Consider the following 17,183-nt stretch of genomic DNA (forward strand, 5'->3'; position numbering starts at 1 on the left):
ACATCCCCGGTCTGGCGAATGGGCGGCACATCGCCGCCCGTACGACGCGGCCTTTCCGGGCGTACCGGTCAGGCCGACGTCTCGAAATGACCGAGCTCGGCCGCCCTGGTCGGACAGCGGCTCGGCGGACGCTGCGGTTCGGACAGTGTGCCAGGCCACCAGATCACTGTCAGCGACCGGGATCACATAACCTCACCAGCAGTTTCAACAAAACGTCAACTCGACTTGGCAGTACGCGCGTCCTTTTTAGACCGGCATGTCGGCAGTACGCGCGTCCGATTTCGATTCGACGATTCGCGGTACATCTGACGGACGTCAACTACGCCCCAGCGGACCGTATTCCAACGCGCCTCCTAGGCTTTCGACCGTGCAGGTAAGTCGACTCGAAATCACCGGCGCGTTCGAATTCACCCCGAAGTCCTTCCCCGACCACCGCGGTCTGTTCGTCGCGCCGTTCCAGGAAACGGCGTTCGTCGAAGCGACCGGACATCCGTTGCGGGTCGCGCAGACCAACCACAGCGTCTCGGCGCGCAACGTCATCCGGGGCGTGCACTTCGCAGCCGTGCCGCCCGGTCAAGCGAAGTACGTGTACTGCCCGAAAGGCGCACTGCTGGACGTGGTCGTCGACGTCCGGGTCGGCTCGCCGACGTTCGGCCGCTGGGCGGCGATCCGGCTGGACTCCACCGAATACCGGGCCGTCTACTTGGCCGAAGGTCTCGGACACGCGTTCGCGGCACTCACCGACGACACCGTGATGGCCTACCTCTGCTCGACGCCCTACAACCCGACCGCCGAACACGGCATCGACCCGCTCGACCCCGACCTGGCACTGCCCTGGTCGGAACTGGACGGCGAACCTATCCTGTCCGAAAAGGACCGGAATGCCCCAGGTCTCGCCAAAGCCGCGGAACAAGGTCTACTTCCGGACTACGAAACTTGCTTGGCCCGCTACGAAACGCTGCGCACCGCCAGCTGAGCAGCCATTCACCGCACCCGGCCCGGATTCGGCCAGAGCCGCCAGCGGATGACGCCGAGGACCTCGGCCGGGCCGAGTTCCCGCGAGTCGGTCGAACCGAAGTTGTTGTCCCCCTCGACGTGCCAGCCGCTGCCTTCCCGGCGCAGCGCGCGCTTCACCGACAGTTGCCCCGGACGCTGGGCCCAGCGGACCAGCACGACGTCGCGCGACCGGGCACGGCCGCGCAGCCGCAGCAGCACGACATCGCGATCCCGCAGGGTGGGAACCATCGACGGCCCGCGCACCAGCAACCGCCGCCAGGGCCAGCGCCCGAGGGATTTCACAGCCACCTCCGGTAGGACGTCGAGGATCTTCCAGAGTAGGGTCGGCTCTGTCGGAGCACTCACTGTCAGGGAGGAATCATGCGACTCTTGTCGCGAATCCTCAGCCCCCGCCTAGAGGCGACCGCGCACTGCGACCTTCCATGCGGTGTGTACGACCCAGCGCAGGCACGGATCGAGGCTGAGTCCGTCAAGGCGATCCAGGAGAAGTACCAGGCCAATGAGGACCCGGAGTTCCGCACGCGGGCGATTCTGATCGCCGAGCAGCGCTCCGAGTTGGTCAAGCACCACCTGTGGGTGCTGTGGACCGACTACTTCAAGCCGCCGCACTTCGAGAAGTACCCGCAGCTGCACGAGCTGGTCAACAAGGCCACCAAGGCCGCGGGCGCGACCGGCACGAAGGGTTCCATGGACCCGAAGTCCGGCCAGCAGCTGCTGGAGTACATCGCCGAGATCGACAAGATCTTCTGGGAAACCAAGCAGGGCTGAGGCGACGAGCCTGATCAAGGCGCTGACCAGCGGAAACATCTCTCCGCAGGTCGGCGTCTTTTTTCGCCCATCGACCTTCTCCAACGACCGGCCGCCGGGCTCCGACCTATGTGGACGATCGTTGGCCTCGTTCACATCGCTTCGGGTACCGATGCGGTCAGCTCTGGCAGACTGGTCCGTACCCGGCCCCTGAGCGCACACCTGCCACCGGGCGTGATCGCAGCTCGGGCAGCACCGCAGGAAGGATCGGCCCAGTGCAGGATCTTGGCGCTAACGCATTCGACCTCGTGTTCCGAGGTCGGCGAGTGGTTCGAGACCGGGCGTTGGTGATGGCGATCGTCAACCGGACGCCCGATTCGTTCTACGACCGGGGTGCCACGTTCGCGGAAGACGCGGCCAAGGCAGCTGTCGATCGTGCCGTTGCGGAAGGTGCCGATGTGATCGACATCGGTGGGGTGACCGCGAGTCCCGGCGCGGAGGTGGATACCGAGCAGGAGATCCGGCGGGTGCTGCCGACCGTCGAGTGGATTCGGGCGTCGTATCCAGACGTGCTGATCAGCGTCGATACCTGGCGGCACGAGGTGGCCGATGCGGTCTGCCGGGCTGGCGCCGACATCATCAACGACGCGTGGGGTGCCGCGGATCCGCAGATCCTCGACGTGGCGGCAGCCTACGATGCCGGTTACGTGTGCACCCACGCCAACCGCGCACCTCGGGCGGAGCCGGTTCGCTCGGATTACGAGGACGTCGTCACCACCGTGCTGGACGAGACGGTGCGACTCGCCGAGCTGGCCGAATCCAAAGGAGTGCCGCGCGGCGGCATCCTCGTCGATGGCACCGGATACGGGAAGAACACTTCCGACCACCTGGCCCTGGTCGCGCGCGTCCAAGAAATCGTGTCCACGGGGTGGCCGGTGCTGATGGCGCTGTCGAACAAGACCTTCGTCCGCGAAAGCCTCGACCTGGATGTGGCCGATCGGGACGAGCTCCTCACGGGTACGTTGGCCGCCACGGCGATCGCGGCCCGCGCTGGAGCGGCGATGTTCCGGGCACATCAGGTTCTTCCGACTCGACGCACGCTGGAGATGGTCGCGTGCATCAACGGCACGCGGGTCCCGGCACGGGCGCAGGAATGGATCTCGTGATGAAGCAGATCTGGCCAGAGAACGCGGACCTCGACGAACAGCAGCTCGAACACCTCTACGCGTATCCCGAGACGCGTCGATGGCTCGCCGTCAACTACGTCTCCAGTGCTGATGGAGCGGTTGAGGTAGGAGGCCGCGCACGCGAACTCTCCAACCCGGCCGACCAGAAGGTGCTCAAACTCGGAAGCGATCTCGCGGACGTCCTGCTGGTCGGTGCGACGACTGCGATGGTCGAGGAGTTTCGCGGCGTGCACCCGGATGAAGCCACGCTCGAACGGCGTCGGCGACACGGGCTCCGCGACGTGCCGCCGACCGCGGTCGTCACGACCGGGCGGTCACTGCCCTCCGACGCTCCGGTGATCGCCGCGGCCGCCACCCCGACCATCGTGATCACCTGCGCTGCCGCACCGGTGAAGAAGCAGAAGGCGTGGGAGGAAGCGGGGGCAGAACTGCTCGTCGTCGGCGAGGACTCCGTTGACCTCGCCGCCGCGATCGAGGCATTGGCCGATCGGGACCTGCGGCGGATCGACTGCGAGGGAGGTCCGCACCTCTTCGGTGGACTGCTGGCCGCAGGTGTGGTTGACGAGCTGCGTCTGACGATCTCCCCGCTGCTGGTCAGCGGCACGCATGAGCGGATCGCCACAGGGGTGTCACTGGAACCCGTTGACCTCTCGCTCGCATCTGTTCTCGCCGAGGACGGCGCCATGCTGGTGCGCTACCTGGTGCGGAACCAGCCAGTAGGCCGCTGAACCGGAACGGCTCGGGCTGCCGCAGGCGCGAATCCCACCGCGCTCGCGGTGCTTCAGCCAGCGAACCTGCCTAGTACCAGTTCCAGTGCGTGTGCGGCCGTCTCGTCCACCGAGGGGTCGAAGGTTTCTCGGTCGGCTCGGGACGCCACGACGTTCACCAGAGCGTCCCCTTTGGACACCAGATAGGCCGTTCGGTAGCTGTGCTGCCCGGTTCTGGTGTCCGTGGCGAGAATCGTGTTCAGCGCGCCGCTCCAACCGTCGGACTGCTCGAAGGGTTGGCGGTCGTAGACGTAGTGGAACCCGCCCGCGTCCTCGGCGCAGTCCTGCGGCAGCAACGTCGCGAGCAACCGATCGGCTGGCGCCTTCTCCGGGTCGAACACCACCGTGACGGTGAGCGTGCGACCCGCCTGGTCGCCGGTTCCCGACCACGATCCGGAGGCGTGCACGATCGAATCCGGCACCGTCTCGGTCGCTGTCGGGCAGAGCAGCAGCCTCGCCTCGGTCGGCGATGCCGAGGCGAAACCGGGGAGGTCGGCGTCCGTGGGCAGGGCCGCTTGTGCGATCGCCCGGTTGTCCACGGCCACCTGCTCGGGTGGTCGGGGCGGTGCGGCGTCCGCGTACCGGGTGATCGACACCGGTGGTGCCGTCTCCGCAGGACCGCCCGCGAACGGACCGGAGGCGCAGCTGGCAAGCACTACGAGTCCGGCCGCGACCGTGCACAGTAGACGGATTGGACGGCGGTTCACGGAACCTCCCGGAGTCACCGAATCGGGGTGAACGGGGCGACGCCGCCGTTGGCGCCGCCCCACCTGCGAGGATGGTCAGCCCGCGATGGCCGCGAACTGGTCGGGGGACAGTTTCAGCGACGGACCGTTGTAGAGCGCGTTGAAGATCATCTTCTGCTCACCGCGGTTCCAAGTGCGGAACGCCGCCTGGTTGCCGAAGGTGACCACGGAGCCCTTGCCGATCTGCCAGGACACCGTGTTCACCGCGCCGTTGAGGTACTCACCGCCGATGAGCCAGCCGCTTTCGAGTTGCTCGTTGCGGCTGGGGTAGTTCCCGACCACGTGGTGCGGGAACTTGTTCGGGTCGGTGATCCGGTAGGCGTCGTCTTCGTCGAACCAGACCGGGTTGTGCTCGGTCATGCCCCACGCGGCGGGGTCGCTCGTGTCGATGTCCTGGCTCAGCAGCGAGCCGGGGCTGTAGAACACCGACGTGCTCTCCGGCAACGTGGATTCCAAGGGCAGGCCGAACAGCTCCTGCGCGGTGCCGGTGGCGCTGCCGAAGCTCACCAGCGTGCCGCCGCCGTTGACGAAGTCGCGCAGTTTGTTCCAGCCCTCCTCGCCGACGCCGAACGCCCAGCTCCACTCCGGTGGGTAGCGATCGGCTCTGAGCCCGTTGACGATGGAGTTCTTGCTCACGCCGTCGGGCATCAGGATGGCGTCGAACTTGCCCGCGAGGTTGCCGTAATCGCTGGCCTGGACGATCTGGTAGTTGACCTTGTACTGGTCGAACATCCACATCAGCCAGCCGGATGGCATGTTGTTCGGCGGCTTGAGCAGACCGATCCTGGTGCCCGGCTTGAGCTGGACGCCTTCGATCTGGGGCACGTCAGCGATCGAGTAGACCGGGATCCCGGTCGCCTTCGACTGCTCCGCCAGCACCTTCGTCGCCGCGTCGGTGGGCGGGACGATGAAGGTGCCAGCCGGATACGTGCGGCCAGCGTCGGCGAACTCGGCCGCCGCCCGGAAGGTGGGAATGCCTTCGCTCTGCAGCTTCGACACGATCTGGTACACGCCGTAGGACTCGGGACCGAGCACGTACGCGCCGCCCTCGCCGGGCGGTGCCGGGATGGTGACCGGCGCAGGGTCGGGCCGCGTGACCGGGCTGGTGCTCGCCGAGAACGAGTCCTTGATCAGGTCGGCCTGGAAACCGAGCAGCATGGGCAGCGTCTGCGCGGTCACGTCGTATGGGCGCTGCGGCGGCCCGCCGGGGTACTGGAGCAACTGCGGGTAGTGCTGGATTTCCAGCAGGGTCTTGGCGAAGCCGGAGTACGGCTGCGCCATGTAGATGACGTAGGAGCCCTTCGGGTACTCCTTGCCACCCGCCGTGAACGGCGCCAACGCCTGCCGGACCTCCACGGCACCGGTCAGCATGATCTCCAGGGTGTCGCGGACGGCCTGCGGGTCGCGCTGGCCAGCCGGGATGACGTAGGCGAACGCGTCGGTGCGCTCGACGTTGCGCAAGCCCACCTTGTAGAAGTCCTTCAGCCAGTTGTAGCCGTCGTTGGCCAGCTCGTCCACGCCCGAGTAGAAGGTCTGGGAGGTGTAATCCACGATCTGGCGCAGCGTCCACTTGTTGCTGTCGTAGGGCTCGATGAAGTTGATGTCCGACTCCTGCTGCCCCAGCGGACCGTCACCGATCTGCGGATACGCCAGGTCGGAAACGCTCGCCGCCTCGGTCAGCAGCCGGGCCGCACCGTGGTAGACCTGGTACTGCCGCGACGGCGTCCAGTAGTCGTAGGACTGGGCCCAGCCGACGCCCTTCATGCCCGCCGAGGTCATGCCGCGCTGCATCGCCATGCCCATGTCGTTGGTCTGCTGCACGGTGATCGGGTCGATGTTCGGGTCGTACGGCGAGAGGTAGGGCGGGGTGAACATGCGCGGTGCCCCGGTGCCCGCTTGGTGCGCGTCCTGGAACGCCTGCGGGTGGTACTTGTTCTGGATCGAGACCATCAAATCGGACTCGACCTGGGTGAACATGAACCAGTCGCGGTTGTCGTCGTGCCCGGTGTACTTCTGGTACAGGTCCGGGTAGACGCGCGCGTAGTTGGTTCCCGCGGTGGCGTTGAAGTAGTCGTTGACCAGCTTCAGCCCGTCCGGGTTCTGCGCTGGCACCATCAGGATCACGGCGTTGTCGAGGATGTTGTTGATGTACGGGGAATCCTCGGTCGCAAGTCGGTGCGCGATCTCCAGCATCGCCTGCGAGTTGCCGACCTCGTTGGAGTGGATGCCAGCCTGCACGTAGTAGAACGGCTTGCCCTCGCGGGCCAGGCTCTCCGCCTCGGTCGGCGACAGGCCGCGCGGGTCCGCGAGGCGACTGTTGATCTGGACCAGCCGGTCGAGGTTGTCGAGGTTGTTCTTCGAGCTGATGGTGAGCATCAGGTACGGATTGTTCTGCGTTGTCCTGCCCACCTCCTCGTAGTTCACCCGGTTGCTGCGATCGGCGATCAATTGGAAGTAGGGCACCATCTGGTCCCACATCGCCAGCCGACCATCGGATCCGATGCGGAAGCCGAAGTACTGCTCGGGAGCCGGGATGCTGGACGCAGCCACCGCGGTGGGCGGCAGGACTGGCGCCACCAGAGCGACGACCGCGGCGGCGACCACGGCGAGTCTTCGGAGGGGTGAGCGCATATCCGCTCCTTCGGGGAGTCGGTTTCAGTTGTCAGAGCACGGCGCGGCCGTTGGGGAATGGCCCGCGGCCGGGCACAGCGGATCGAGCGGACGAGGAATCTTCGCCGCGTAGCGATGGGTTCGATGCAGTGAGGTGGTCCGGCGCGACGATGCGTCGTTCAGTGCCACCCGGGGTGTCCTGGAGCGAAGATCGGGCACTCCGGCGCTGTATGCAGTGAATATTTTTCTAGTCCGCGCACACATCCGGCGCAAGCCTCATTTTGGATATGAAATCGGATCTCCCGCCCAGCGATGCCGCAGACACCGACGGGGCCGGGCTGTCGCTGACGCCGACCTTGCCGAGATCATCCGAGGTCGTCGCCACCGCCAGCCAGCAGCAGGCGAAGCGCCCGGCCGGTCGGCACGCGCCCAGTTCGACCAAGGCACTGTTCCGCTATCTGAGACGAGACCGACCGAGCCGCTGATCATCGGTATTAGGCTGCGCCCGTGGACATCGGTTGGCTGGAGAGCTTTCTGGCGCTGGCCGAGCACGAGAGCTTCACTCGGGCCGCCGCGGCCCAGCACATCAGCCAGCCCGCGTTCAGTCGCCGGATCCGCGCGCTGGAGCTGTGGTTCGGCGGCGCGCTGGTGGACCGGTCGACCTTCCCCGTGGCGCTGACCCCGGCCGGGGCGAAGGTGCGGGCGAGCGCGATCCAGACCATGGCCGGGCTCGGTGCGATCCGCGAGGAGATCCGCGGACGACAGCGAACGCCACGGGGCGCCGTCCGGATCGCGGCGACGCACACGTTGGCGACGACGTTCTTCCCCGCGTGGTGGGCACGCTTCGGTGATCAACGGGCGGTGCCGTGCTCGCTGCTGCCCGCCGACACCCTCGACGGCTACGACATGCTGCTGCACGGAGGCTGCGACCTGCTGCTCGCCTACGCTGATCCGGCTGGCCCGCCAGCCGTCCCGGACACCGAGGCCGAGTGGCTCGCAGTGGCCACGGACCGGCTGGCGCCGTACTCCTCGGTGACCGCCGGGCAAGTGGACTTCACCCTGCCCGGCACCGCGAGCGATCCCGTGCCGGTGGTGTTGCACGGGCAAGGCGCATTTCTGGGTCGTGTCACCGATCGGCTGCTGGCTGGGCATGACCTGCACCTCTCTCCGATCGTCCAGAGCGACTTGACGTCGGCGCTGGCCTCGCTCGTGTACGCGGGCATGGGCGTCGGGTGGCTGCCCGACGACCTCGCGGCTCCCGGCGTCGCCGCTGGCACGCTGCGGCAGGTCGGCGGCGCGTCCCTGTCAGCCGAGCTGGAAATCCGCCTGTACCGGGCGCGGCGCGAGCGGATGCCGCGGCGCGTGGCCACCGTGTGGCACAGCGCGGCCGGACTCGCCGAGAAGAGTGCCTACCCGGCGGCGCACGGCTGCGTCGCGACGTACGCGCGGCCCAGCCGGTCCTGGTAGAGACTCCCTACCGCAGCCGCACCAAGTCCGCGTGCTGGTTGCGGCGCCGGTGTCCCTGCGCCGATCGAGCAGGGGTGTGCGGTGTGGCAAGGCAATGCAGCCGCCCCGCAACTACCGCTGGACGGCCAGCATCGCCGGGTACGGTCGGGGTTGGATCCGCCCAGCTGCCAACGCGGCGGCTGCCGTGCCGCGCGTTCAGCTGCGCTCAAAGGCCGAGCGGTATCCGAAAAGGCCAGCGCTGCCCCCGGTGTGCAGGAACACCACGTTGTCCGACACGGCGAAACGGCCGTCTGCGATGTTGCCCAGCAGGCCAGCGAAGCCCTTGCCCGAGTACACGGGATCGAGCAGGACGCCTTCGGTCGACGCGACGAGCCGGACCGCCTCGACCATCGCGGCAGTCGGCATGCCATACCCCGCACCGACCCAGCGGTCGTCCACCAGCACGTCCTCCCTGGCGACCACTCCATCGGCGCCGATGAGGGCCGCCGTGCGCTCGGCTAGGCCGAAGACCGCGTCTATCTGGGCTTCCGCGGACTGCCGCACGCTGATCCCGAGCACCTGGGCCGGGCTGCGCATCGCGCGAAACCCCGCGACGAGCCCAGCCTGCGTTCCAGAACTGCCGGTGCCGTGCACGACCCAGTCGACCGCGATCGAAGCGGACTCCAACTCCTGCGCGCACACGACGTATCCCACCGCTCCCAACGGGTTCGAGCCGCCGCCCGGGATCACGTACGGCCGCTTGCCGTTCGCACGCAGGTCGTCGGCGAGCAGCTCCATCGCCTGCTGCATGTCGGTTCCGGCCGGAACCCGTTCGACGATCTCGGCGCCGAGCAGGTCGTCGAGGAGCACGTTGCCGGAGAGCTCGTACTCCTCGTCGCGCGCCTGGCGTTTCTCAAGCAACAGCTTGCAGTCCATCCCCGCACGCGCTGCCGCGGCGGCGGTCTGGCGGGCGTGGTTCGACTGGGTCGCTCCTTGCGTGATGAGCACATCGGCCCCCTGCCGGACCGCTTCACCCACCAGGAACTCCAGCTTCCGCGTCTTGTTGCCCCCGGTCGCCAGTCCTGTGCAGTCGTCGCGTTTGATCCACAGGTTTGGCACCTTTGCGTGGTGTTCCCGCAGGTGTGCTGTCAGGCGGTCCATCGGCTCAAGCGCCGTCGGGAAATGCCCCAGCGGGAATCGATCAAAACGTGCAACCTGGACCATTCAGCCATCGCCTCGTCTGCGGTTGTAAGGGCGCGGTTCTCCGGTATTCGATCAGCGTTCGGCGGGCGCTGGCGGCCCGGCAACGGTCATGCACATGACGCATGAGGTGCCGCCAGTTCGTTGATCGGGTCGCACACTTCCAAAGCCATCCCCCTGTCGAACCGTTGCGAGAGGACGTGCTGCGTATGGAGGATCCAAACGCGACCGCGGCACCACCCGGCTCTGGTGACGGTCCCGAGCGCCGCCGACGGCTGTCCATGCCGCCGTTGGGCGTCCAAGTGCTCGTCGCCCTCGTTGTCGGAGCCGTGCTGGGCTTCGCCGCCCCGTCGTTCAGCGAGCACCTGAAGATCGTCGGCGACGGGTTCATCCGGCTGATCGAGATGAGCATCGTTCCGCTGATCTTCCCGCTGATCGTCGTGTCGATCGCGCGCCTGGAATCGGTGCGGGCGGTGGGACGGCTGGCAGTGAAGGCGTTGCTGTACTTCGAGATCGTCACCACGGTAATCCTGATCGTGACCCTCTTCGTCGCCTTCGCCACCGGAATAGGAAGAGGCGCGAACCTCCACTCACTGGCTCCCGCGAACACCGACAACATCCAGCGGTCGATGGACCTGCCGTCCCTGTTCCTCAACATCATCCCGGAGAACGTGTTCGCCGCGCTGGGAGAGGGAGACCTGCTGGCGATCCTCTTCTTCGCGGTGTTCCTCGGATTGGCGCTGACCAAGATCGGCGACAAGGCCAAGCCCGTGATCACCGTCCTGGACGGCATCGCTGACGCGATGTTCCAGGTGATCGCCTGGGTCGTCAGGCTCACCCCGCTCGCCGTGGTGTCCTTCGTGGCCTACAACACCGCGCACTACGGGTGGGACTTGGTGCTGAAGCTGGTCATGTTCGTCGCGGTCTTCTACGGCGCGGCCATCGTGGTGCTCGTCGTGCTGTTCCCCATCATCGCGGCCATCTTCCGCGTTCCGTACGTGCCGATGCTGCGAGCCGTCGCGGACCTCCTGCTGCTGTCGTTCCTGACGCGCAGCGCGGAGGTCGTGCTCGCCCCGCTGATCCGGCGGCTGGACGGGTTCGGTGTTGACCGAACGGTGTCATCGTTCTCCCTTCCACTCGGGTACTCCTTCAACGCCGACGGCGCCACGATGTACGAGGCGCTCGCGGTGGTCTTCCTCGCGCACGCCTACGGGGTGGAGCTGACGATTCCCCAGCTGCTCACCATGTTGCTGGTGCTGATGTTGCTGACCAAGGGAATAGCCGGGGTGCCTTCGGCCGCGATCGTCGTGCTGTTCTCGGCGTCCGCGGTCATCGGTCTGCCCGCGGAGGGAGTCGCCATCCTGCTCGCCGTCGATTTCGTGGTCGACATGGCGCGCACGGGCCTGAACGTGGCTGGCAATTCGCTGGCCACGCTCGTGATCGCGAAGTCCGAGGGGCTGTTCAGGCGACCGAAGGAAGAGGTGACGGCATAGCCACCGAACCCCGTACGCGGACACCGACCGGGGTGCCACCCGGCTGAACCGGCGCGACGCCGGTGGCCGCGACGTGGACGGTCAGACCAGCCGTGCCCAACTGCCCCAGGTAGTCCTGCTCCGCCACGACCGAAGTCAGGTGCCGCTAGTACCCGGGTGGTCGCCGGTACCCCGCCGGAAAGTCCTTGTCCCGCCAGGCCACCACTCGCCAGCGCGCGTCCCCGTCCCGGCTCCACACCGTCGTGGTGGTTCCCGATCGCGACGGCCACTCCGAGCCATCGGCTTGCGCACCTTGTTGCCGCCAGGCCCAATCGGCGATCGCCACGCCGTCACCCACGAGCCGAACAGCCCGGATTTCGCCGCTCGACCTGACGTTGGCGAACGTCGGGAAACCCGGTGGTGGGTCCGACGAATACAGCTTCTCGTGCAGCGCGCGGATCTCGGCACGGCCCTGCAAGACCATCCCGATCGGATTGTGGAAGTCCGCGTCGCGCTGGAACATCCCGACGAACCCATCAAGATCGAGGCGGTTGGCCGCCGACATGAGCTGACGCACCGCCACCCGAACATCACTCGCACTCATCTCGATCTCCTCCTTGAAACCAAACTCGGAACCGGAACCGGAACTTCGATTCCCAATACTGCCCGTAGTACCAACATCACGTCAAGCTATTTCGGAACCTGGATTCCGGTTGGGTTACGCTGCGGGCATGGAAGCTGAACGCCCGTTGCGCTCCGATGCCCGCCGCAACCGCGATCGGATCCTGGACGCCGCTCGGCAGTCGTTCGCCGAGGAGGGTTCGGGCGTGCAGATGGAACCGATCGCGCGCCGGGCAGGCGTGGGAGTCGGCACGCTCTACCGGAACTTCCCGACGAAACAAGCGCTCGTCGCGGCGCTGGTGCAGGAGTGGGCGACTGAACGAGCTGCCAACCTCGACCGGGCGCTGGCCGTCCCGGACCCGTGGGAAGCAGTCGCCGACAACGTCCGCAGCACCGCTGAAGCCATGAGCCGGGACGCGGGCCTGCGCGAGGCATTCCGGGATCTGCCGCCGAAACCGGCCGCCGGTGACGAGAGCATCTTCGAGCGCAAGCTGGCCGAACTGATCGACCGGGCCCGCCACTCCGGGGTGATCCGCGCGGAGGTCACCGCCGAGGCGTACCACGGCTTCATGGTCGGTCTGTCGGCGGCGATCTCGGCTGGCACCGACTGGCGCCTCGCGGCGGAAGTCCTGCTCAACGGAGTCGCCGCCCGCTGACCCGATGCCCCGCTCTGGTCCCAATCAGCGGGGTACTCGTCCTTGAGGACATCCACCGAAGCGGCCACGCTCGATTGCGTGGCCAGGCATGAAGTCGCAGTTCAGCATGTGGAACTTCACCCGCCTGTTCACCACGGAAGTCGGCACCAGCCCCGGCCGTACGTCGAGCGGTCCGGCGTAGCAGCCGTCCGCCTGATGCTCGAAACCGGCATTGCCCGGCGCTCCGGTTCCGGCCAGCGCCGAAACCATGCGGCACGCCTTCCTGCGGCAGCTGGGCGTGCCGCCCAACTGCCGCAGGGATCGTTTTCACGCCGCAAGACGAGGAGGAGATCGTCATGGACATCGCATTCGTGCTCTACGACCGCTTCACCGCCCTGGACCTGGTCGGGCCGTACGAGGCATTGGCCGCACATCCGGAGGTCACCCCGCACTTCGTCGCGGCGACGCGGGATGTCGTGCGCTGCGACGCCGGGCTGCCGGTCCAGCCGACGGCGACCTTCGCCGAACTCACCCGACCTGACATCGTGGTCGTCCCCGGCGGCTCGGGTTGGCGCCCAGCGCTGGACAACACGGCGGTTATCTCCTGGCTGGCCGCCGTGCACCCGCGCACGACGTGGACGACCTCGGTGTGCACTGGTTCCCTGCTGCTGGCGAAGGCCGGGATCCTCGCTGGCAGGCGCGCGACGACGCACTGGACGCTGCGCGAGACGCTGGCGGCACTGGGCGCCGAGGTCGCCACTGAGCGAGTGGTCTTCGACGAGAAGGTGGTTACCGCCGCAGGGGTGTCCGCGGGCATCGACATGGGGCTGTCGTTGGCGGCTGAGATGTGGGGCCGGGAGACGGGTGAGTTCATCCAGTTGGTCATGGAATACGACCCGCAACCGCCGATGGACTGCGGATCGCCCGAGAAGGCTGACCCGGCGGTGGTAGCCGCCGTGCGCGAAAGAGTAGCCGCTGCTTAGCACGGTTACGCTCGACGCCGTGGCACAGGATGAGCACCGCGTTTACGTCCTCCGGCACGGCACCACCGAGTGGTCCAAGACCGGCCAGCACACCAGCCGTTCCGACATCCCGCTGACCGTCGAAGGTGAACTGCGGGCCCGGCAGGCCGGGCAGACGCTTTCCGCGTTGCGCCCGGCCGGGCCGGTCGTCGTGCTGGCGAGCCCGCGGCAGCGCGCGCAGCGCACCGCGACGCTCGCCGGACTCGCGGACGTCGTCACCGAACCGCTGCTCGCGGAGTGGGACTACGGCGACTACGAGGGCCTGACGACTGCGCAGATCCGCGAGAAGGTGCCGGGCTGGACGGTGTGGACGCACTCCTGCCCCGGTGGCGAAACAGCGGCGGATGTCACGGTGCGCGCCGACAAGCTGCTGGCCCGCATCCAGGACACGGACGCCGATGTGGCGCTGGTGGGTCACGGTCACTTCAGCCGCTGCCTGATCGCCCGCTGGCTGGGTTTGCCGACCACTTCGGGGGTGCACTTCGCGCTGGATCCGGCGGGTATCACGGTGCTCGGCCACGAGCGGGGCGTACCGCAGGTGGAGCGGTCCAACATCCCGCCGTGGCAACACGGCTGACCGGATGAATCCCGCGCGGCGAATACCCTTGGGCGGCACGGCAAGTCTTGTGGAGGTGTCGATGATCCGTCGGGCGATGAGAGCTGACGTGCCCGCCATGGTGGAGTTGGTCCACGAACTCGCGCGTTACGAGAAGGCGCCGGACCAGTGCCACCTGACCGAGCAGCAACTGCTGGACGCCCTGTTCGGCCCCGCCCCGGCACTGTTCGGCCACGTGGCCGAAGTGGACGGTGCGGTCGTGGGTCTGTCCCTGTGGTTCCTCAACTTCTCGACCTGGGAGGGCGTGCACGGCATCTACCTGGAAGACCTGTACGTCCGACCGGAGCATCGCGGTTCCGGCCTCGGCAAGGCGTTGCTGCAGGCTTTGGCGCGGGAGTGCGTGCAGCGTGGTTACGCGCGGCTGGAATGGTCCGTGCTGAACTGGAACGAGCCGTCGATCAATTTCTACAAGGCGGCCGGTGCGATCCCGATGGACGAGTGGACCGTGTACCGACTCACTGGTGACGCACTGCGCGCGTTCAGCTCCTGAACGCGCCGCCGGGGACTGGCGCCGCGGAAAGGTCCCTTGTGGACTGCTCTTGCCCACGCTGCTGCGGAGATGCGCGCTCAGTCGTCTCGATCCGCGTCCGGGGCGGTGCTCGCGTAAAACGCCCAGGCCCGTCCCTCGCGGTTGAACAGGAACCACAGCACGGCGATGGCGGGCACCGCGATCACCAACGCGATCACGGGCTGCCCGGACGGCCCGAACGCGTACCACGCGGTGCCCAGCAGCAACAGCTGCAACAGCAGGGCAGGAGTGCGCGCCCAGTGCTTCCCCTTCCACAGCCCGATGCCCGCGGCCAGCACTCCGGCGGCCAGCAGCGCGTAGTACCCGGCTTCGCCGTAGGTTTCGCCGCGCTCCAGTTGTCCCACCCCGCCGAGGTCGGTGGCAGTGCCGCGCACCAGCAGCGCCCCGACGAAGATCAGTCCGGCCACCGCTTGCAACGTGGTCAGGACACCTGCGATTCGCACGGTGCGCGGGACAACTTCGGTCGACACGGTCGTCGTCGCCTTCCCAAGAAATGAAATCGTGACTCTGCGTATGCGCTCTCGATGGTAATACCGCCCGAACGCCGCATGGCTGCGGCCGGGGTCACGCGCAATGATCGACTCATGGCTGGAGCGGCGGTCGCGGGCGTCGGGGTGTCCTGGCGATCCGCCGTGTGCCCGGCCCGCGCTGGTGGACGACGATCGGATGCGCTCCGGGGTTGCGCATCCGAAGTCCGCCGGTACCCGGTGGCAGTCAACGGCACGGCGCACCCGTTCCTGGTGTCTCAGCCTGCCGATCCCACCGCGATCGGGCACGTCAGCCGATCCCTGTGCGACTCACCGCGGAAGGGGGCGCTCCGGGAGAACTGAACGCGGCCCGACGCCGCAGAACACCGGACGGTGCATCGGGTGCCATCGGCCTCGCCTAGGCTTCGGGTTGTGCGCGCCGTACTCGTCGTCAACCCGCAGGCGACGTCCACGACTGCGGCTGGCCGGGACGTGATCGCCCATGCGCTGGCCAGCGAGCTGAAGCTGGACGTCGTTGAAACGCAGCACTGGGGCCATGCCGCCGACACCGCGCGGGCGGCCGTCGAGGACGGCGTCGACCTGCTGATCGCGCACGGCGGCGATGGCACGGTGAACGAAGTGGTCAACGGCATGTTCTCGGCTGGCGAGCCGGGCGAGAAGACGATGCCGACGCTGGGTGTGGTGCCGGGCGGTTCCGCGAACGTCTTCGCCCGCGCGCTCGGTCTGCCCAAGGACCCGGTCGAGGCCACCCACCGGCTGTTGCGGGCGGTGGCCGACGGCAGTGGCCGGTGGGTGGGCCTCGGCAAAGCCGACGACCGCTGGTTCACCTTCAACGCAGGCGTCGGTTGGGATGCCGAGGTCGTCGCCGAGGTCGAGCGGCAACGCTCCCGCGGCCGGAATGTGACTCCCGCCCTGTACGCCCGCACCGCGCTGAGCTGTTACTTCCGCATGGCGCATCGCGAGCCGTTGATCAGCTTGCGAATTGGTGACGAAAAACCAATCGATAGACTACACAGCGTGTTCGTTTCGAACACTGATCCGTGGACGTATCTCGGGTCTCGCCCGGTCCGCATGAGCCCGGAGACCAGCTTCGATACCGGCCTGGGCGTCTTCGCGCCGCACAACATGAATGCTTACCCTGTGTTACAACATGTAGCGCAGATGCTACGCGGTAGAGCGAAACCACACTCAAGAAACTCAATTCAGCGTGCAGACGTGGGGTATCTCCGCGTAACCTGTACGGAGCCGTTGCGCCTGCAGGTCGACGGCGATTGCCTGGGCGAGCGTTCGGCGATCGAGTTCTTCTCCGTCCCGGATGCTGTCCGCGTCGCTGTATAACCTTCTCGTAACGGATGAACGTAGTTATTGGCTCGCGACCCCCGCCTGCGACCGATGACAGACCGAAACCCCTGGTCAAGTCCTATCGATCTTTCAGGTGAGTTCTCTCACCACGCGAGATCGAACTCTTGACATCGCGGCAGTTCGTGAAAGCATTCACAAGCACACGGACTCCGTGAAAGCATTCACAAACACCCCGAACGAAACGAGCGGCGCGCGTGGGCGCGCCTAGCGAGGAGCAAGGAACGATGGACTGGCGCCACCGTGCGGTTTGCCGTGACGAGGACCCGGAGCTGTTCTTCCCCGTTGGGAACAGCGGTCCTGCTGTGCTGCAGATCGCCGAGGCGAAGGCCGTTTGCCGCCGTTGTCCGGTCGCCTCCGAGTGCCTGGCCTGGGCACTGGAGAGCGGGCAGGACGCTGGCGTCTGGGGCGGTATGAGCGAAGACGAGCGGCGTGCGCTCAAGCGGCGCAACGCTCGCACCCGGGCTCGCACCAACGCCTGAGTCGGGCAGCTCGCTGAAAACGTGTCGGGTCGGTCACACCCCCGGTGGCCGACCGCACGTTTTCGCCCCGGTCGAACGAACGGCCATCGCATCTGACAACCGACAAGCCCCGACGAGACCCCCGGCCGATCCGCGTCGATGTCGGCCCCGGCAGGACCCGTCAAGCTCTCGACTTCGATGAGCTGACGGCCCCGGGAAACCCGACCCGATCGGCCGCGACACGCCACCCGACTCGATCG

20 protein-coding genes are annotated in these 17,183 nt (G+C 67.2%); 14 read left to right on the forward strand and 6 right to left on the reverse strand.

What is annotated here, in order from left to right; all coding sequences use genetic code 11:
• Positions 1-367: 367 nt before the first annotated feature.
• On the forward strand, positions 368-976 hold the full coding sequence (locus MOQ72_RS04870) for a dTDP-4-dehydrorhamnose 3,5-epimerase family protein (RefSeq protein WP_242180834.1): 609 nt from the start codon (positions 368-370) through the stop codon (positions 974-976).
• 8 nt (positions 977-984) lie between these two features.
• Here MOQ72_RS04870 and MOQ72_RS04875 read toward each other — a convergent pair whose 3' ends face one another.
• On the reverse strand, positions 985-1,305 hold the full coding sequence (locus MOQ72_RS04875; RefSeq protein ID WP_372495280.1) for a S24/S26 family peptidase: 321 nt from the start codon (positions 1,303-1,305) through the stop codon (positions 985-987).
• Between the two features lie 72 nt (positions 1,306-1,377).
• Between MOQ72_RS04875 and sodN the strand changes: the two genes are divergently transcribed.
• The 3 genes from sodN (at position 1,378) to MOQ72_RS04890 (ending at position 3,679) form a co-directional block, all read left to right on the forward strand.
• The gene (gene sodN, locus MOQ72_RS04880; RefSeq protein WP_242180835.1) at positions 1,378-1,785 is read left to right on the forward strand and encodes a superoxide dismutase, Ni; all 408 of its coding nucleotides are present in this window, start codon (positions 1,378-1,380) and stop codon (positions 1,783-1,785) included.
• Between the two features lie 329 nt (positions 1,786-2,114).
• On the forward strand, positions 2,115-2,930 hold the full coding sequence (gene folP, locus MOQ72_RS04885) for a dihydropteroate synthase (protein ID WP_242180885.1): 816 nt from the start codon (positions 2,115-2,117) through the stop codon (positions 2,928-2,930).
• Positions 2,930-3,679, forward strand: a complete 750-nt coding sequence (locus MOQ72_RS04890; protein WP_242180838.1) for a dihydrofolate reductase family protein — start codon at positions 2,930-2,932, stop codon at positions 3,677-3,679. Before folP ends, MOQ72_RS04890 begins: the two co-directional genes overlap by 1 nt.
• 53 nt (positions 3,680-3,732) lie before the next feature.
• Here the strand turns inward: MOQ72_RS04890 and MOQ72_RS04895 are convergent, their stop codons facing one another.
• Positions 3,733-4,425, reverse strand: a complete 693-nt coding sequence (locus tag MOQ72_RS04895) for a hypothetical protein (protein ID WP_242180839.1) — start codon at positions 4,423-4,425, stop codon at positions 3,733-3,735.
• Positions 4,426-4,500: 75 nt separating this feature from the next.
• A complete protein-coding gene (locus MOQ72_RS04900) occupies positions 4,501-7,095 on the reverse strand; it encodes a M14 family zinc carboxypeptidase (RefSeq protein ID WP_242180841.1) in 2,595 nt (864 codons plus the stop codon).
• Positions 7,096-7,361: 266 nt separating this feature from the next.
• Here MOQ72_RS04900 and MOQ72_RS04905 point away from each other — a divergent pair, with 266 nt between their 5' ends.
• On the forward strand, positions 7,362-7,559 hold the full coding sequence (locus MOQ72_RS04905; protein WP_242180842.1) for a hypothetical protein: 198 nt from the start codon (positions 7,362-7,364) through the stop codon (positions 7,557-7,559).
• A 22-nt stretch (positions 7,560-7,581) separates the two neighbouring features.
• Positions 7,582-8,541, forward strand: coding sequence for a LysR family transcriptional regulator (locus MOQ72_RS04910; protein ID WP_242180844.1), 960 nt, complete (start codon positions 7,582-7,584; stop codon positions 8,539-8,541).
• Positions 8,542-8,736: 195 nt separating this feature from the next.
• Here MOQ72_RS04910 and cuyA read toward each other — a convergent pair whose 3' ends face one another.
• The gene (gene cuyA / locus MOQ72_RS04915; protein ID WP_242180846.1) at positions 8,737-9,744 is read right to left on the reverse strand and encodes a D-cysteate sulfo-lyase; all 1,008 of its coding nucleotides are present in this window, start codon (positions 9,742-9,744) and stop codon (positions 8,737-8,739) included.
• Positions 9,745-9,929: 185 nt separating this feature from the next.
• Here cuyA and MOQ72_RS04920 point away from each other — a divergent pair, with 185 nt between their 5' ends.
• Positions 9,930-11,213 (forward strand): dicarboxylate/amino acid:cation symporter, encoded by a 1,284-nt coding sequence (locus MOQ72_RS04920; protein ID WP_242180847.1) that lies wholly within the window; start codon positions 9,930-9,932, stop codon positions 11,211-11,213.
• A gap of 145 nt (positions 11,214-11,358) precedes the next feature.
• On the opposite strand, the gene MOQ72_RS04925 is transcribed toward MOQ72_RS04920, so the two are convergent.
• On the reverse strand, positions 11,359-11,796 hold the full coding sequence (locus MOQ72_RS04925; RefSeq protein ID WP_242180851.1) for a YybH family protein: 438 nt from the start codon (positions 11,794-11,796) through the stop codon (positions 11,359-11,361).
• A gap of 127 nt (positions 11,797-11,923) precedes the next feature.
• Between MOQ72_RS04925 and MOQ72_RS04930 the strand changes: the two genes are divergently transcribed.
• The 4 genes from MOQ72_RS04930 to MOQ72_RS04945 all read left to right on the forward strand — a co-directional run bounded on the left by MOQ72_RS04930 (position 11,924) and on the right by MOQ72_RS04945 (position 14,576).
• Positions 11,924-12,469 (forward strand): TetR/AcrR family transcriptional regulator, encoded by a 546-nt coding sequence (locus tag MOQ72_RS04930; RefSeq protein WP_242180853.1) that lies wholly within the window; start codon positions 11,924-11,926, stop codon positions 12,467-12,469.
• A 335-nt stretch (positions 12,470-12,804) separates the two neighbouring features.
• Positions 12,805-13,431: a DJ-1/PfpI family protein gene (locus tag MOQ72_RS04935; protein ID WP_242180854.1), complete on the forward strand. Its 627-nt coding sequence runs from the start codon at positions 12,805-12,807 to the stop codon at positions 13,429-13,431.
• Positions 13,432-13,450: 19 nt separating this feature from the next.
• Positions 13,451-14,047: a histidine phosphatase family protein gene (locus tag MOQ72_RS04940; RefSeq protein ID WP_242180855.1), complete on the forward strand. Its 597-nt coding sequence runs from the start codon at positions 13,451-13,453 to the stop codon at positions 14,045-14,047.
• Positions 14,048-14,108: 61 nt separating this feature from the next.
• A complete protein-coding gene (locus MOQ72_RS04945) occupies positions 14,109-14,576 on the forward strand; it encodes a GNAT family N-acetyltransferase (protein WP_242180856.1) in 468 nt (155 codons plus the stop codon).
• 77 nt (positions 14,577-14,653) lie between these two features.
• Here the strand turns inward: MOQ72_RS04945 and MOQ72_RS04950 are convergent, their stop codons facing one another.
• Positions 14,654-15,085: a hypothetical protein gene (locus MOQ72_RS04950; protein ID WP_242180857.1), complete on the reverse strand. Its 432-nt coding sequence runs from the start codon at positions 15,083-15,085 to the stop codon at positions 14,654-14,656.
• Positions 15,086-15,199: 114 nt separating this feature from the next.
• On the opposite strand from MOQ72_RS04950, the gene MOQ72_RS04955 reads away from it, so the two are divergent.
• The 3 genes from MOQ72_RS04955 (at position 15,200) to MOQ72_RS04965 (ending at position 16,944) form a co-directional block, all read left to right on the forward strand.
• A complete protein-coding gene (locus MOQ72_RS04955) occupies positions 15,200-15,445 on the forward strand; it encodes a hypothetical protein (RefSeq protein WP_242180858.1) in 246 nt (81 codons plus the stop codon).
• 69 nt (positions 15,446-15,514) lie between these two features.
• A complete protein-coding gene (locus tag MOQ72_RS04960; protein ID WP_242180859.1) occupies positions 15,515-16,441 on the forward strand; it encodes a diacylglycerol/lipid kinase family protein in 927 nt (308 codons plus the stop codon).
• A gap of 248 nt (positions 16,442-16,689) precedes the next feature.
• A complete protein-coding gene (locus tag MOQ72_RS04965; protein ID WP_010304783.1) occupies positions 16,690-16,944 on the forward strand; it encodes a WhiB family transcriptional regulator in 255 nt (84 codons plus the stop codon).
• The last annotated feature ends 239 nt before the right edge of the window (positions 16,945-17,183 follow it).

It is taken from the genome of Saccharopolyspora soli (assembly GCF_022678645.1).
Lineage (GTDB): Bacteria > Actinomycetota > Actinomycetes > Mycobacteriales > Pseudonocardiaceae > Saccharopolyspora > Saccharopolyspora soli.

Excerpts from the sequence above, each read along its gene's own strand:
- sodN (WP_242180835.1), top strand. The coding sequence starts at position 1,378 with ATGCGACTCTTGTCGCGAATCCTCAGCCCCCGCCTAGAGGCGACCGCG.
- folP (WP_242180885.1), top strand. The coding sequence starts at position 2,115 with ATGGCGATCGTCAACCGGACGCCCGATTCGTTCTACGACCGGGGTGCC.
- MOQ72_RS04890 (WP_242180838.1), top strand. The coding sequence starts at position 2,930 with ATGAAGCAGATCTGGCCAGAGAACGCGGACCTCGACGAACAGCAGCTC.
- MOQ72_RS04900 (WP_242180841.1), bottom strand. The coding sequence starts at position 7,095 with ATGCGCTCACCCCTCCGAAGACTCGCCGTGGTCGCCGCCGCGGTCGTC.
- MOQ72_RS04905 (WP_242180842.1), top strand. The coding sequence starts at position 7,362 with ATGAAATCGGATCTCCCGCCCAGCGATGCCGCAGACACCGACGGGGCC.
- cuyA (WP_242180846.1), bottom strand. The coding sequence starts at position 9,744 with ATGGTCCAGGTTGCACGTTTTGATCGATTCCCGCTGGGGCATTTCCCG.
- MOQ72_RS04920 (WP_242180847.1), top strand. The coding sequence starts at position 9,930 with ATGGAGGATCCAAACGCGACCGCGGCACCACCCGGCTCTGGTGACGGT.
- MOQ72_RS04925 (WP_242180851.1), bottom strand. The coding sequence starts at position 11,796 with ATGAGTGCGAGTGATGTTCGGGTGGCGGTGCGTCAGCTCATGTCGGCG.
- MOQ72_RS04930 (WP_242180853.1), top strand. The coding sequence starts at position 11,924 with ATGGAAGCTGAACGCCCGTTGCGCTCCGATGCCCGCCGCAACCGCGAT.
- MOQ72_RS04935 (WP_242180854.1), top strand. The coding sequence starts at position 12,805 with ATGGACATCGCATTCGTGCTCTACGACCGCTTCACCGCCCTGGACCTG.
- MOQ72_RS04945 (WP_242180856.1), top strand. The coding sequence starts at position 14,109 with ATGATCCGTCGGGCGATGAGAGCTGACGTGCCCGCCATGGTGGAGTTG.
- MOQ72_RS04955 (WP_242180858.1), top strand. The coding sequence starts at position 15,200 with ATGGCTGGAGCGGCGGTCGCGGGCGTCGGGGTGTCCTGGCGATCCGCC.
- MOQ72_RS04965 (WP_010304783.1), top strand. The coding sequence starts at position 16,690 with ATGGACTGGCGCCACCGTGCGGTTTGCCGTGACGAGGACCCGGAGCTG.